This window comes from Modestobacter sp. KNN46-3 (assembly GCF_011039295.1).
In genome coordinates, this window is the sequence record NZ_JAAKGN010000016.1 from 1 (window position 1) to 14,734 (window position 14,734).

The window sequence follows — 14,734 nt, forward strand, 5'->3', positions numbered from 1 at the left end:
AAGTGGAAGCGGCGCAAGTCGTGGAGCTGACCGGTACTAATAGGCCGAGGGCTTGACCACATACTCATCCAGCCCATTTTTGCAAGACAATGTCGCGTCCACTGTGCAGCTCTGAAGGTACGGAACCATTCTGGTTCCGCCCGAGGCTGATCCCCAGCTGTGCTGGGGTCAGGTCACTGGGTACATCTTCACAGTGTTACGGCGGTCATGGCGAAAGGGAAACGCCCGGTCTCATTCCGAACCCGGAAGCTAAGCCTTTCAGCGCCGATGGTACTGCCCGGGGGACCGGGTGGGAGAGTAGGACGCCGCCGGACATAACTCCCAGGACGGGGTCACAGCTACGGCTGTGGCCCCGTTCCTGCATTTCCGGGCCGGCATCGCGAGCGACGTTCACGCGGTGCACGAACCGGCCCCACCACGTCGTTCTCGGTGTCGGTGGAGCAGCGGGACTGCCGCACCAGGACCAGCCGAGCCCCGCATCCGTGTGCGGGTCGCCGAGCGCGGACGCCACGTCACGTGACGCTACTGGTCAACGACGGCGATCGGCCGGTGTGCTGGTGGCCCCGACGTTCTCATCGAGCCACCGGTTCAGCGGCGAGAAGGCGCGCCACGCATCGCGGACCCGCTCGAGCGACGCACGGGTGTGCAGCCAGTCCGCCGGCGTCCACTGCTGGGACCCGTGCAGGGACTTGTGCCGGAGCAACTCGACCCGCGGGTGGTCCCCCGGCCAGCCCCGTGGTGTGCGGATCAGTTGATCTTCTTCGACCTCGTAGCCCGCGTCGCGCAGCCGGCGAACCACGTCCGCCAGCCGGGCTCCCTGCACGTCGTCGCCGACGGCCCGGCGGTACCGCTCCACCTGGTCCGGCTGGAGGCGCCAGCAGCCACCGGCGACGCGGAGCCCGTCTGCGGACACCTGCACATAGACCGAGCCCAGGCCGGCGCCGTCCGGATGGAACACGGCCCCCTGGTGGGTCTTGTAGGGCGTCTTGTCCGTGCTGAAGCGCACGTCCCGGTACGGCCGGAAGAGCTTGGGTGTGCCGAACTCCGGCGCGAGCTCGTCGGCCAGCGCCTGGAGCGGCGCCCGGACGTGGTCGTCATAGCTCGCCCGGTGCTGGGTCCAGTAGCTCTTGCTGTTGTCGGCATCGAGGCCCTCGTAGAAGACGAGTGCCTCGTCGGGGAAGCCGGAGAACCTCACGGTGTTGCCCGCTCCTCGTCGTGGGCGTCGTCGTCCAGCAGCGCCGTCCAGCGGAGCTGGGACAGCGGGGCGGCGCCGGTGTCCAGCGTCCGTGTCCAGCCGTCCGTTGCCCAGCCCGCCGACCCCAGGAACCGTCCGGTCACCACGTCGTCCTCGGGGACCCACGTCTGCAGGGAGTGGACCCCGCGCTCGGTGGCCAGGTCGGCGACCGCGGCGAGCAGTCGGCTCCCGTGGCCACGCCGTCCCCAGCGAGGCTCGACGAGCAGGGTGACGAGCTCGGCGGCGCCGGGGTCGTCCGTCGGGCCGTAGGCGGCGAACCCGACCACGGTGCCCGACTCCACGGCGACCAGCACGCCGTGCCCGGACGTCGGGGGCGCGGCCACTGCCGCCCGCCAGCTCGTCACGGCGGCATCGTCGTCCCACTCGTCGAGCACCTGTGCCGGGAGGAGCGAGCGGTAGGCGGTCCTCCAGGTGATCACCTGCACGCGGGCGATCGCCTCCGCGTCCGCGGTGGTCGCCGGTCGTACGGACACGTCGGCGCGGCCGGTCAGGCCGCGTCCCCTCGGCTGCTCCACCGGGGCAGCGTAGGCGGTGGGGTCGCTGTTGTCGGCGTCCCGTTCGGGCACGCCCGGCCGCAGTGGGTGCCCCGCCCAGCGTGGACGGCGGGTGCACGCGCGGCACCCCTGAGTCGGGTGGCAGTGTCGGACCGGCAGGGCAGGATCGGCGGGGTGACGTCCTCCGTCGAGCGGCTGCCCGCCGGGCTGGCCCGCCGCATCGCCCTGGCCGCCCAGGGGTTCGCCGAGCCGCGGCCCACCGGCAGCGTCGGCACCCGGCAGCTGCGCCGGACCGCCGAGCGGCTGGCCGTGGTGCAGATCGACTCGGTGAACGTGCTCTCCCGGTCGCACTACCTCCCCTTCTTCAGCCGGCTCGGGCCCTACCCGCGCAGCGACCTCGACGCCGTCTCGAACCGGCGGCACGACGTCTTCGAGTACTGGGCGCACGAGGCGTCGTTCCTGCCCGTCCGGCTGCACCCGCACCTGCGCTGGCGGATGGCCGCCGCCGACCGAGAGGCCTGGGGCTCGATGACCCGGGTGCAGCAGGAGCGTCCGGAGTACGTTGCGTCGCTGCTGGCGCGGGTACGCACCGACGGACCGATCCGGGCCAGCCAACTGCAGGAGGAACGGCCCAACCGGCCGGGCAGCATGTGGAACTGGCACGCCGGCAAGGCCGCGCTGGAGTACCTGTTCTTCACCGGTGCGCTCACCGCGCGGGGGCGCACGGCCGGCTTCGAGCGGGTCTACGACCTCCCGGAGCGGGTGCTGCCGCACGCTGTCTTCCAGGCGCCGACCCCGGAGCGGCCGGATGCCATCCGGGAGCTGGTCCGGACGGCGGCCCGGGCTCTGGGGGTGGCCACCGAGACCGACCTGCGCGACTACTTCCGGCTCGCCCCGGTCGACGCCCGGACGGCGATCGCCGAGCTGGCCGACGCCGGCGAGCTGCAACCGGTCGAGGTGGTGGGCTGGAACCGGCCGGCCTGGCTGGACCCTCAGGCGCGACGGCCACGGTGGATCCGGGCCCGCGCGCTGCTGTCCCCGTTCGACTCCCTGGTGTGGGAGCGGCCGCGGGTCGAGCGCATCTTCGGGTTCCGGTACCGGCTGGAGATCTACACGCCGGCCGCGAAGCGGGTGCACGGCTACTACGTGCTGCCGTTCCTGCTCGGCGACCGGCTCGTCGCCCGCGTCGACCTGAAGGCCGACCGGCAGGCCGGAGTGCTGCGGGTCCAGGGCGCCTTCGCCGAGCCGGGTGTCGATGCCGCGGAGGTCGCCGCGGCACTGGCCGACGAACTCCGGCTGATGTCCGGCTGGCTGGCCCTGGACCAGGTCGTCGTCAACGGGCGCGGTGACCTGGCCGACGACTTGGGCCCCGCCGTCGCCGGAGGGGACGACCGGGGCTGAGGGACCGCCCCGGTCAGTGTGCCGGGGAGGACGGCGCAGCGCGGCGCAGGCGCAGGTCGCCGGAGACCGAGGTGAGCAGGAGCGAGAGGGGTGCCCCCGGCTCGCCGGCCGCGCCGGGCACCTCGTCGTCCAGGTCCGACGTCAGTCGGCCGGAGACGCTCTGCACGTCGAGCCACACCCGCAGGCCCGGCTCCACGGCGACGGTCGTGTCGCCGGAGACCGTGGCGACCCGGACCGTCCCGGCGACCGTCCGCTCGATCCGGACGTCGCCCGACGCGGTCTTGGCGGACACGTCGGTGGCGGCCCGGCCCAGCACCACGTCGCCCGAGGCGGTGCGCACGTCGACCGGGCCACGGGTGTCGTCCAGCTGCAGGTCGCCGGAGGCGGTGGCTGCCGTCGACGGACCGTCGACCCGGCTGCTCCGCACGTTGCCGCTGGCCGACCGCACCTGGAGCACGGCGGCGTGCTCGACCGAGACGTCCCCGCTGGCCGTGGTGACGGTGACGTAGCCGAGCCTGCCGCGCACCGTGGCGTCGGCCGAGGCGACCGCGATGGTGACGGGCACGTCGGGCGGGGTGGTCACCTCGATCCCGTACCGCGGGGTGCGGCCGATGCGCCGCTCGGGCACGCCGATCCGCAGCGCGGTGTCGGTGGTCGAGACCTCGACCCGGTCCAGCAACTGCTCGGCGGTGCCGTCCAGGGCCTCGATGGCGACCACGATCTCGGTGGCGCCGTCCACCGCCTGGACCAGGACGGAGCCGGCAGGGTCGCGCACCTCGAGCGTGCGGGGGGAGCTCCCGAGTGGGAAGCGGTGGAGGCGGACGGTCACGGGTGCTCCAGGGGTCAGCTCCGGGCGAAGCCGGAGTAGCGGCGCGGGCCGCGCGCAGAGCGCGGTGGGTCGGTCGGTTCCCGCAGGCCGTCGGCGACGGCGCGGACCAGCCAGGCGTTGAGCGAGAGGCCGGCCGCGGCGGCGGCCGTCTCGGCGCGGGACTTCAGTGCCTCGGGGAGCCGGAGGCTGATCCGGGCGACCGCTCCGTCGTCCTCGGGGTCGGCCTCCTCCACGGGTGGACCGGGGGCCGGGTCGAACTCGGGGCCGGACTCGGGCGCATGGACGACGACGACCTCGGGGTCGCGGCCGCGGACCCGGATGTCGACCAGCCCGCCGTCCCAGGCGGCGGTGACCTCGGCGGCCATCGCCGAGAGGGCCTCGGTGACGGTGAGCCGGATGGCGGGTTCCAGCGCCTCGGCGAGCAGCCGGGCGGTCTCCTGCGCCTGCTCGGTGCCGGCTGCCGCGGTCGCGGTCAGTGAGCGGCGGAGGGCGTCGACGTAGTCGGTCAGGTCCATGGCCGCCATCGTGACGTCAGCTGCAGCCGGGCGGTCGCCGGGGTCGGCGGCGCCGGCGGTGGCCCGGGGGAGGGTGGCTCACTGCGATCCGCCGCCGAGCCAGCGTGGACGGCGACCGTGGCGGTGCCGGGTGCGCGGCTGTGCGTCCGGCGGCCTCTTCGGCAGGCGTGGCGCCACGGCCTTCTGCAGGTCCTCGAGGTGTGTCCAGTTCTCCATGACGCCAGGATGGCACCATGGTGACGTCACAGCAAGGGCACGGCGACGTCACGCGTGAGATCGCAGCCGGGTGAGGCGGGTGGTGCTGCGGTCGCCCTCCGGGTCCAGGAGCTCCCCGCTGGTGCAGGGACGGCGGCCTCTCCCCGTACCCTCGACGGGTGCCCGCCATCGCCCCCCTGAAGGTGCAGGTCGTCGCGCAGACGCAGTTCACCCCGCCGGCGGACGTGCCCTGGGAGACCGACGCCGACGGCGGGCAGGCGCTGGCGGAGTTCGCCGGGCGGGCCTGCTACCAGTCCTGGACCAAGCCGAACCCGACCACGGCGACCAACGAGGGCTACCTGCGGCACATCCTCGAGGTCGGCCATCTGTCGGTGCTCGAGCACGGCACCGTGACCATGTACCTCTCCGGCGTCTCGCGGTCGCTGACCCACGAGCTGATCCGGCACCGGCACTTCTCCTACAGCCAGCTGTCCCAGCGCTACGTGCCCGAGCGGGACGCCGCCGTCGTCGAGCCGGCGGTGATCGCGGAGGACCCCGAGCTGCACGAGAAGTTCCTCGCCGCCACCGATGCCGCACTGGCCGCCTACGCCGAGCTGCTCGAGGGGCTGGAGAAGCGCTTCGCCGACGTCCCGAACGCGACGCTGCGCCGCAAGCAGGCCCGGCAGGCAGCCCGTTCGGTGCTGCCGAACGCCACCGAGACCCGCATCGTCGTCACCGGCAACTACCGGGCCTGGCGGCACTTCGTGGCCATGCGGGCCAGCGAGCACGCCGACGTCGAGATCCGCGAGCTGGCCATCGCCTGCCTGCGCGAGCTGCAGGACGCCGCCCCGCACGTCTTCGGTGACTTCCGGATCAGCGAGCTCTCCGACGGAACCGCCGTCGCCGCGAGCCCGCTGGTCGCCGAGGGCTGATCCGCCCCCGTCCCATCCCCACCCACGATCGCGACGAGGAGTCGACATGGCCGAGGTGGCCGTCCAGCAGCAGGTCGACACGCAGTACGAGGACCTGCTCCGTCGGGTCCTGGAGACCGGGACGCCGAAGGACGACCGCACCGGCACCGGCACGCTGAGCCTGTTCGGGGAGCGGCTGCGCTACGACCTGTCCAGCTCCTTCCCGCTGGTGACGACGAAGTCGGTGCACTTCAAGTCGATCGCCTACGAGCTGCTGTGGTTCCTGCGCGGCGAGGGCAACGTCGGCTGGCTGAAGGAGCACGGCGTCTCGATCTGGGACGAGTGGGCGGCCGAGGACGGCAGCCTGGGCCCGGTCTACGGCGTCCAGTGGCGGTCCTGGCCCACGCCGGACGGCGGGTCGATCGACCAGCTCTCCGCCGTCCTGGACACGCTGCGCACCGACCCGGACTCCCGGCGGATGGTGGTCTCGGCGTGGAACGTGGCCGCCCTGCCGGAGATGGCGCTGGCTCCCTGCCACGCGCTGTTCCAGTTCCACGTCGCCGACGGCAAGCTCTCCTGCCAGCTCTACCAGCGCAGCGCCGACCTGTTCCTCGGCGTCCCCTTCAACATCGCCAGCTACGCGCTGCTGACCCGGATGGTCGCCCAGCAGGTCGGCCTCGAGCCGGGCGACTTCATCTGGGTCGGCGGGGACTGCCACATCTACCGCAACCACCTGCCCCAGGTGCGCGAGCAGCTCTCCCGGGAGGTGCTGCCCTTCCCGCAGCTGGAGATCGACCCGGCGCCGTCGCTGTTCGACCACCGCTACGAGGACTTCCACGTCGTCGACTACCGGCACCACCCGGCCATCCGAGGTGCGGTGGCGGTGTGACCGAGCCGGCGACCCCGCGACGCACGGTGCGGATGGTCTGGGCCCAGACCACCGACGGCGTCATCGGCGCGGACGGCGCACTGCCCTGGCACCTGCCCGAGGACCTCCGGCTGTTCAAGGCGCTGACCGTGGGCGGCACCGTGGTCATGGGCCGCCGCACCTGGGAGTCGCTGCCGGCGAGGTACCGGCCGCTGCCGGGCCGCCGCAACGTGGTGCTCAGCTCGACGCTGGACGCGGCCGAGCCGGGGGCCGAGGTGGTCCGGTCGGTGACCGAGGCGCTCGCGCTGGACGGCGACCTGTGGGTGATCGGCGGCGGGGCGGTCTACGGCACGTTCCTCCCGTACGCCGACGAGCTGGTGGTGACCGAGGTCGACGTGCAGCTGCCGGGTGACACGTGGGCGCCCCGCCCGGGCCCGGACTGGGCGCCGGGTACGCGGGTGCCCGACCCCGGTTGGTCGGAGTCGACGACCGGGCTCCGATTCCGGGTCACCCAGTGGGGACGGGGGACGGCCGCTCCGGACCCCGTGGCCCGCGTCCTCGCCGAGCACGAGCAGACCTGGGCCGGCGCAGGGCGGTCCGGCGGTGTCGGGGCGGGCCGGTAGATTCCAGGCCATGACCCCGGCCACGACCACGGACCCCGCCCGACCGTTCGGGCGCGTGCTCACGGCGATGGTCACCCCGCTCGCCGAGGACGGCACGATCGACCTTTCCGGCGCCCAGCAGCTCGCCGCGCACCTCGTCGACCGGCAGTCGCACGACGGCCTGGTCGTCTTCGGGACCACGGGTGAGTCGCCGACCATCAGCGACGGCGAGCAGCACGCGGTGCTCGAGGCCGTGCTGGACGCCGTCGGTGACCGGGCCATGGTGGTCGCCGGAGTCGGCACGAACGACACCGCGCACTCCATCGAGAAGGCCCAGTCGGCGGCCCGGCTCGGCGTGCACGGCCTGCTCGTCGTCACCCCGTACTACAACAAGCCCCCGCAGGCCGGCCTGCTGCGGCACTTCACCGCGGTCGCCGACTCCACCGACCTGCCGGTGATGCTCTACGACATCCCGCCGCGCTCGGTGGTCCCCATCGAGGTGGAGACGCTGGTCCGCGCCGCGGAACACCCGAACATCGTCGCGGTCAAGGACGCCAAGGGCGACTTCGGCGCCCTCATGCAGACCCTGGCCCGCACCGACCTCGCCTACTACTCCGGCGAGGACATGCTGAACCTGCCGCTGCTCGCGGTCGGCGCCGTCGGTGTGGTGAGCGTCGTCGGACACCTGGTCGGCACCCGGCTGGCCGAGCTGATCGCCGCCGTCGAGGCCGGCGACCTGGCCCGGGCGCGGGAGGTCAACGACGAGCTGCTGCCGGTGTACACCGGCATCTTCCGCACGCAGGGCACGATCATGGTCAAGGCGGCGCTGCGCGAGCTCGGGCTCCCGTCCGGCCCGGTGCGCCCGCCGCTCGTGGACGCCACCGAGGAGCAGGTGGCGCAGCTGCGCGTGGACCTCGCCGCCGGAGGTGTCGTGCTGTGACGACGTCGAACTCTCCGCAGCCCCACCTGGACCTGAAGGCCCCGCCGCCCCTCCCGGCCGGCGGCCTGCGGGTGATGGCGCTGGGTGGGCTGGGGGAGATCGGCCGGAACATGGCCGTCCTCGAGTTCGACGGCCAGCTGCTGGTCATCGACTGCGGGGTGCTCTTCCCCGAGGCGGAGCAGCCCGGCGTCGACCTGATCCTGCCCGACTTCGGGGTCATCGAGCACCGGCTGGACGACATCGCCGCCGTCGTCCTCACCCACGGGCACGAGGACCACATCGGCGCCGTCCCCTACCTGCTCCGGCTGCGCGCCGACATCCCGCTGGTCGGCTCCCGGTTCACCCTCGCGCTGGTCAAGGCGAAGCTGCGCGAGCACCGGATCGACCCGGTGCTGGTCGAGGTGGCGGCCGGGGACGACCACCTGGCCGGGTCGTTCCACTGCGAGTTCATCAGCGTCAACCACTCCATCCCCGACGCGCTGGCGGTCGCGGTGCACACCCCGGCGGGCACCCTCGTGCACACCGGCGACTTCAAGATGGACCAGCTGCCCCTCGACGGCGTGCTGACCGACCTCGGTGCCTTCGCCCGGCTCGGGGTCGAGGGAATCGACCTGCTGCTGAGTGACTCCACCAACGCCGAGGTGCCCGGGTTCGTCACCTCCGAGCGCACCATCGGCCCGGTGCTGGACTCGGTCTTCGAGCGCGCCTCCCAGCGGCTGATCGTCTCCAGTTTCGCCAGCCACGTGCACCGGATCCAGCAGGTGCTCGACTGCGCGGCCGAGCACGGCCGCAAGGTGGCGCTGGTGGGCCGTTCGATGGTCCGCAACATGGGGGTCGCCCAGGACCTCGGCCTGCTCCGGGTCGCACCCGGCCTGATGGTCAAGCTCGACGAGGCCACCGCGATGCCCCCGGAGCAGGTGGTGCTGGTCAGCACCGGCTCGCAGGGTGAGCCGCTGTCCGCGCTGGGCCGGATGGCCCGCGGCGAGCACCACCAGGTGACCATCGAGGCCGGCGACACGATCATCCTGGCGTCCTCGCTGGTGCCCGGGAACGAGACCGCCGTCTACAAGGTGATCAACGGCCTGGCCCGGCTCGGCGCGACCGTGGTGCACAAGGAGACAGCCCGCGTGCACGTCTCCGGGCACGCCCCGGCCGGGGAGCTGCGCACCCTGCTCAACGTGGCCAAGCCGCGGTACCTGATGCCGGTGCACGGGGAGTGGCGGCACCTGCGGGCGCACGCCGCGCTGGCCCAGGAGACCGGGATGAGCCGAGACCGCATCCTGCTGGCCGAGGACGGCGTCGTCGTCGACCTGGTCGACGGCAAGGCGTCGATCGTGGGGAGCGTGCCGATCGGCAACGTCTACGTCGACGGGCTCAACGTCGGCGACGTCGGCGAGGAGTCGCTGCAGGCCCGACGCATCCTCGGTGACGAGGGCTTCGTCGCGCTGACCGTGGTCATCGAACCCTCGACCCGCACCATCGTGCGGCCGGTGCACCTGTCGACGAGGGGTTTCTCCGACGACCCGGCCGCCTTCACCGAGGCGCTCGTCCTGGTGGAGGCCGAGTTGAAGCGGGCCCTGGCCGCCGACGACCAGGTCGACGCCCACCGGCTGTCCCAGGTGATCCGCCGGACGGTCGGCAAGTGGGTGTCGGACACCTACCGCCGCCGGCCGATGATCATCCCCACCGTCCTCGAGGTCTAGGCCGTGGCCGCCCCGGGCTCGTGGGGCGCCCTCGAGGTCCGCAGCTGGCTGGAGGAGACGTTCCGGGACGACGGTGCCACCTGGGACGTCCAACTCGTGGGCACACTCCTCCATGGCGAGCGGGTGGTGGTCATCGTCAGCTCCGCCCGCGACGGGCAGGTGCACCGGATCACCAGCGACTTGGCTGAGCTGCGGGAGGCGATCAGCCCCGCCACCTGGGGGCTGATCACCGGCGAGGTGTTCCGGTCGCTCCACCCCTGGACGCTGACCCTGCAGGGAGTGGACGCCGCCGGCATCAGCGACTGGCGGTGAGCGCCCGGCTGCGAGGCCGCACGCCGTGCGCCGGGCCCGTCCCCCGAACGGGTTCCCCTCCGCCTGAGGTTCCACCTGGTACCGCGGCGTACGCCGGCTACCGGACGACCTGGATGGGGGTGATCCCCTCCTCGGCGGGGAGGGAGAAGCCCAGCACCTGGGCGTAGAAGGACAGCTCGCCGTCCAGGGCGGTACGGATGTTCTCCGCCTTGCGGAAGCCGTGCTGCTCTCCGGCGAAGAGGACGTAGGCGTGCGGCACGCCCTTGGCGCGGAGGGCCGCGACCATCAGCTCCGCCTGCTCGGGCGGCACCACCCGGTCCTCGTCGCCCTGGAACACCGCCAGTGGGGTGTCCAGTGCGTCGGTCGCGTTGATCGGCGAGCGCTCGGCGTAGACGTCGGCGCCGGCGGGCCACGGTGCGATCAGCCCGTCGAGGTAGCGGGACTCGAACTTGTGCGTGTCGGCGGCCAGCGCGGCCAGGTCGGCGACGCCGTAGTGGCTGGCCCCGGCAGCGAAGACGCCCGGGCGGAAGGTCAGCGCGGCCAGCGTGGTGTACCCGCCGGCCGAACCGCCGCGGATCGCCAGCCGCGCCTGGTCGACGCGCAGCCCGGCGGGGCCGTCGCCGGAGGAGAGGTACCGGGCGCAGGCGACGACGTCGTCCAGGTCGGCGACGCCCCACTGCCCCTTCAGCGCCTCCCGGTACCGCCGGCCGTAGCCGGTGGAGCCGCGGTAGTCGACGTCGGCGACGGCGAACCCGCGGGAGGTCCAGTACTGGACGCTGAGGTCCAGCACCGACCGGGCGGCGGCGGTGGGCCCGCCGTGCACGAGCACCAGGAGCGGCGGCAGCTCGTCGTCCGGGCCGGTGACCTGCGGGTTGGCCGGCGGGTACACCAGCGCGTGGGCCTCGGCGACCCCGCTGGGCCCGGGCTCGGTGGGGAAGGTGACGTGCTGGGGGCGGGAGAACCAGGCCGGGTCGAGGCCGAGGTCGCGGGCCGGGCGGAGCACCTCGGGGGCACCGTCGAGACCGACCCGGAGGACGACCGCCTCGGACGCCGGGCCGCCGGCCACGCACACCACGCCGTCCGTTGTGCCGCGCACCTGGCCGAAGGCGGAGTACGGCAGGTCGAACTCGCGCGCCGTGCCGTCGGTGTCGAGCACGGCGAGCCGGTCGGCGCCGTCCCGGCCGTAGGCGAGGGCGACCCGGCCGTCGTCCAGCAGGTCGAACCGGCTCTGCCCGAAGACCCACTGCGGCCCGGCGATGTCGCTGCCGGCGTCGAACACCAGCTCGACCTCGCCGTGCGGCCGGCGCCGGTACAGCGACCAGACGTCGGTGCGGTCGCTGAGCCACCACAGCGCACCGTCCGCGCCCCACACCGGCTGGACGACCGACTCGCCGTGCCCGCCGGCGATGACGTGCTCATCGCCCGCGCCGTCACGGACCACCAGCTGGGCAGCGTCCCACGGCATGTCCGGGTGGTTCCACCGCAGGAAGGCCAGCGCGGGGCCGTCGGGCTCCCGCCGCGGGTCGGAGACGAAGTCCGGCCCGCTGACCAGCACCTCCACGGTGCCGTCGGCGTCGACCCGGACCACCTCGTTGACGACCTCGGCGGCCAGGCCGGCGGCGGTGTGGGTCTCCCGGACCGCCAGGACGCCGTCGCCGTCGGCGTGCAGGTCGGCGAACCGGACGCCGGCGGGGACCTCCGGCTCAGGGGTCACCGCGACCGGTTCGCTGCTGCCCGGCGCCACCCGGTACAGCCGCTGGTCGGCGAAGTCGGTGAACCACACGGTGCCGGCGGCCACGGTCCAGGCGCCGCCGCCGTACTCGTGCACCCGGGTGCGGGCGTTCCAGGGGGAGGGGAGCAGGTCGGTCGTCGTCCCGTCCGGCGTGCGGCGGACCAGCACGGTGCGGCCGCCCTCGCTGGGCCGGCCCTCGGCCCACCAGACGTCAGCGTCGTCCCCGGAGCCGTCCACGACGACCTCGCCGAGCCTGGCCGCAGCGCGCACCACCAGCTCAGAGGTGATCGGCGTCGGCCAGCTGCCGTGGGGGAGGGTCTGCTCGGGGGCGGTCACCCCGGTCACGCTAGCCAGCCGGGCGGCTGGGTGTCAGCTGAGCCCGAGCCGGACACGCGGCGCTGAATGGACCCCGGCCACCGGCATCCCGATTACCGTCTGACGCATGCCTGCTCGCGCGTCGACGTCGAACCGGGCGCCTGCACGCGGCAGCGCCCCTGCTCGCCCGCGCTCGGGCAGCACCGCAGCCGGGAAGCGCCCCCCGGCCAAGCGCGGGTCCACCGCGGCCCGCCGGCCGCCGCCGAAGAAGAAGCAGGGCACGCTCGCCGGCAGTCTCTGGCGCGGCGCGTCCGGCGCCTGGGGCCTGCTGGCCCGCAGCGCCGGCGGTGTGGCGCGCTCGGTCGCCCGGCCGGAGGAGGCCGAACCGCTGGGCCCCGAGCACCGCCGGGACGGCGTCGGCCTCGCGGTGCTGGGCCTGGCGATCGTGCTGGGCGCGGCGGTCTGGACCGACGGGATCGGTCCGGTCGGCGCCGGCCTCGCCACCGGCGTCGAGTGGACGATCGGCGCACTCACCGTCGCCCTGCCGGTCGTGCTGCTGCTGGTCGCGCTTCGGCTGCTGCGGCACCCCCCGCACCCGGAGTCGCGCGGGCGGCTGATGATCGGCTGGCTCAGCGTGATCGCCGCCGTCGTCGGCGTCGCCCACGTCGTCGGACCGGATGCCGACCCGGCGGACCGGACCGGCGCCGGTGGCCTGCTCGGGTGGGCGGTCGGCATGCCGCTGACCGCCGGCGTCGGCCCGATCGTCACCGTGCTGCTGCTGGTCCTGCTCGCGTTCTTCGGCGTGCTCGTCGTCACGGCCACGCCGGTGCACCAGGTGCCCGAACGCCTGCGGGAGTGGGCCGACCGGCAGTTGGGCCGGGACGGCGACGAGGAGTACGACGACTACGACGAGTACCAGGACGAGGAGCCGGCGACCCAGCCGGTCCCGCGGGTCCGCAAGGGACGCAAGGCCGCGGCCCCCGCGGTCGAGGACACCCTGGACACCGGGTCGATCGACCTCGGTGCGCTGGACGAGGCCCCGGAGGCGGTCGTCCACGAGCCGGCCCCCGAGCCCGTGCCGGTCCGCCGTCCGGCGATCATCGACCGCACGGCCCCGCCGGAGGACCTGCCGCCGATCGAGGAGCCCGAGCAGCTCCGGATCCAGCCGGTCGAGGGCGCCTACACGCTGCCCTCGGTGAGCGTGCTGCGCGCCGGCACCCCGCCCCGGGCGAAGTCCAAGGCCAACGACGTCGCCATCGAGGCGATCACCGGGGTGCTCGAGCAGTTCAACATCGACGCCGCGGTCACCAGCTACACCCGCGGCCCGACGGTGACCCGCTACGAGATCGAGCTCGGCAACGCGGTCAAGGTCGAGAAGATCACCGCGCTGACCAAGAACCTCGCCTACGCCGTCGCCAACGACAACATCCGGATCCTCGCGCCCATCCCGGGCAAGTCCGCGGTGGGCGTCGAGGTGCCCAACACCGACCGCGAGACGGTGAGCCTGGGCGACGTCATGCGCTCCCAGGTGGCCAAGCAGGACCCGCACCCGATGCTGGTCGGCCTGGGCAAGGACATCGAGGGCGGCTTCGTCTGCGCCAACCTGGCGAAGATGCCGCACCTGCTGGTGGCCGGCGCCACCGGCGCCGGCAAGTCCAGCTGCATCAACTCGCTGCTGACCTCGCTGCTGCTGCGGGCGACCCCGGACCAGCTGCGGATGATCCTGGTCGACCCGAAGATGGTCGAGCTCACGCCCTACGACGGCATCCCGCACCTGATCACGCCGATCATCACCGACCCCAAGAAGGCCGCCACCGCGCTGGCCTGGCTGGTCGAGGAGATGGAGCAGCGCTACCAGGACATGCGGTCCACCGGCGTCCGGCACATCGACGACTTCAACAAGAAGGTCGAGCGCGGGGAGATCACCACCCCGCCCGGCAGCGAGCGGGTCTACCAGCCCTACCCCTACATCCTCACCATCGTCGACGAGCTCGCCGACCTGATGATGGTGGCCCCGCGGGACGTCGAGGAGTCGATCGTCCGGATCACCCAGAAGGCCCGCGCCGCCGGCATCCACCTGGTGCTGGCCACCCAGCGCCCCTCGGTCGACGTCGTCACCGGCCTGATCAAGGCCAACGTGCCCTCCCGGCTGGCCTTCTCCACCTCCAGCCTCACCGACAGCCGGGTCATCCTCGACCAGCCCGGCGCGGAGAAGCTGATCGGCATGGGCGACGCGCTCTTCCTGCCGATCGGCGCCGGCAAGCCGATCCGTGTCCAGGGCGCCTACGTCTCCGATGCCGAGATCGAGGCGGTCGTCGAGTTCACCAAGCGGCAGGCCGAGCCGGAGTACCGCGAGGAGGTCTTCACCGCCGCGGCGGGGGAGAAGAAGGAGATCGACGAGGACATCGGCAACGACCTGGAACTGCTGGTCCAGGCGGTCGAGCTCGTCGTCACCAGCCAGTTCGGCTCCACCTCGATGCTGCAGCGCAAGCTGCGGGTGGGCTTCGCCAAGGCGGGCCGGCTGATGGACCTGATGGAGAGCCGGGGCATCGTCGGGCCGTCCGAGGGCTCGAAGGCCCGGGACGTGCTCATCAAGCCCGACGAGCTGGAGTCGGTCATGTTCACGCTCCGCGGGAGCGAGTAGCAGGGGGATCCGGTGGCG

Annotated in this window: 13 protein-coding genes and 1 rRNA gene; 9 read left to right on the forward strand and 5 right to left on the reverse strand. The window is 73.3% G+C overall.

Annotation, left to right across the window (positions count from 1 at the left end; genetic code table 11):
* Nucleotides 1-197: 197 nt before the first annotated feature.
* Nucleotides 198-314, forward strand: a 5S ribosomal RNA gene (rrf, locus tag G5C62_RS06110).
* 215 nt (nucleotides 315-529) lie between these two features.
* Here the strand turns inward: rrf and G5C62_RS06115 are convergent.
* Nucleotides 530-1,195: a DUF2461 domain-containing protein gene (locus G5C62_RS06115; RefSeq protein ID WP_164700313.1), complete on the reverse strand. Its 666-nt coding sequence runs from the start codon at nucleotides 1,193-1,195 to the stop codon at nucleotides 530-532.
* The gene (locus G5C62_RS06120) at nucleotides 1,192-1,770 is read right to left on the reverse strand and encodes a GNAT family N-acetyltransferase (RefSeq protein ID WP_206330494.1); all 579 of its coding nucleotides are present in this window, start codon (nucleotides 1,768-1,770) and stop codon (nucleotides 1,192-1,194) included. The genes G5C62_RS06115 and G5C62_RS06120 overlap by 4 nt, the downstream gene beginning before the upstream one ends.
* 153 nt (nucleotides 1,771-1,923) lie before the next feature.
* Between G5C62_RS06120 and G5C62_RS06125 the strand changes: the two genes are divergently transcribed.
* On the forward strand, nucleotides 1,924-3,150 hold the full coding sequence (locus G5C62_RS06125) for a winged helix-turn-helix domain-containing protein (RefSeq protein ID WP_164700314.1): 1,227 nt from the start codon (nucleotides 1,924-1,926) through the stop codon (nucleotides 3,148-3,150).
* A 13-nt stretch (nucleotides 3,151-3,163) separates the two neighbouring features.
* Here the strand turns inward: G5C62_RS06125 and G5C62_RS06130 are convergent, their stop codons facing one another.
* Together G5C62_RS06130 and G5C62_RS06135 are read right to left on the reverse strand one after the other, a co-directional pair.
* Entirely contained in the window at nucleotides 3,164-3,979 is an 816-nt protein-coding gene (locus tag G5C62_RS06130; protein ID WP_164700315.1) for a DUF4097 family beta strand repeat-containing protein, read from the reverse strand.
* Between the two features lie 14 nt (nucleotides 3,980-3,993).
* A complete protein-coding gene (locus G5C62_RS06135) occupies nucleotides 3,994-4,494 on the reverse strand; it encodes a toxin-antitoxin system HicB family antitoxin (RefSeq protein WP_164700316.1) in 501 nt (166 codons plus the stop codon).
* Between the two features lie 374 nt (nucleotides 4,495-4,868).
* Between G5C62_RS06135 and thyX the strand changes: the two genes are divergently transcribed.
* Genes thyX through G5C62_RS06165 form a run of 6 tightly spaced genes read left to right on the forward strand, consistent with a single transcriptional unit; the run spans nucleotide 4,869 to nucleotide 10,025 of the window.
* A complete protein-coding gene (gene thyX, locus G5C62_RS06140) occupies nucleotides 4,869-5,621 on the forward strand; it encodes an FAD-dependent thymidylate synthase (protein WP_036334039.1) in 753 nt (250 codons plus the stop codon).
* Nucleotides 5,622-5,667: 46 nt separating this feature from the next.
* Nucleotides 5,668-6,489 carry a thymidylate synthase gene (locus tag G5C62_RS06145; RefSeq protein WP_036334040.1) on the forward strand — a complete coding sequence of 274 codons (822 nt, stop codon included), beginning with the start codon at nucleotides 5,668-5,670 and terminating at the stop codon, nucleotides 6,487-6,489.
* Nucleotides 6,486-7,091 carry a dihydrofolate reductase gene (locus G5C62_RS06150; protein ID WP_277424758.1) on the forward strand — a complete coding sequence of 202 codons (606 nt, stop codon included), beginning with the start codon at nucleotides 6,486-6,488 and terminating at the stop codon, nucleotides 7,089-7,091. Before G5C62_RS06145 ends, G5C62_RS06150 begins: the two co-directional genes overlap by 4 nt.
* Before the next feature lie 10 nt (nucleotides 7,092-7,101).
* The gene (gene dapA / locus G5C62_RS06155; RefSeq protein ID WP_164700317.1) at nucleotides 7,102-8,010 is read left to right on the forward strand and encodes a 4-hydroxy-tetrahydrodipicolinate synthase; all 909 of its coding nucleotides are present in this window, start codon (nucleotides 7,102-7,104) and stop codon (nucleotides 8,008-8,010) included.
* The gene (locus tag G5C62_RS06160) at nucleotides 8,007-9,713 is read left to right on the forward strand and encodes a ribonuclease J (RefSeq protein ID WP_164700318.1); all 1,707 of its coding nucleotides are present in this window, start codon (nucleotides 8,007-8,009) and stop codon (nucleotides 9,711-9,713) included. The genes dapA and G5C62_RS06160 overlap by 4 nt, the downstream gene beginning before the upstream one ends.
* 3 nt (nucleotides 9,714-9,716) lie before the next feature.
* Entirely contained in the window at nucleotides 9,717-10,025 is a 309-nt protein-coding gene (locus tag G5C62_RS06165) for a hypothetical protein (RefSeq protein WP_164700319.1), read from the forward strand.
* A 97-nt stretch (nucleotides 10,026-10,122) separates the two neighbouring features.
* On the opposite strand, the gene G5C62_RS06170 is transcribed toward G5C62_RS06165, so the two are convergent.
* The gene (locus tag G5C62_RS06170) at nucleotides 10,123-12,093 is read right to left on the reverse strand and encodes a prolyl oligopeptidase family serine peptidase (RefSeq protein WP_164700320.1); all 1,971 of its coding nucleotides are present in this window, start codon (nucleotides 12,091-12,093) and stop codon (nucleotides 10,123-10,125) included.
* A 106-nt stretch (nucleotides 12,094-12,199) separates the two neighbouring features.
* Here G5C62_RS06170 and G5C62_RS06175 point away from each other — a divergent pair, with 106 nt between their 5' ends.
* On the forward strand, nucleotides 12,200-14,716 hold the full coding sequence (locus G5C62_RS06175; protein WP_164700321.1) for a DNA translocase FtsK: 2,517 nt from the start codon (nucleotides 12,200-12,202) through the stop codon (nucleotides 14,714-14,716).
* Nucleotides 14,717-14,734: the final 18 nt, after the last annotated feature.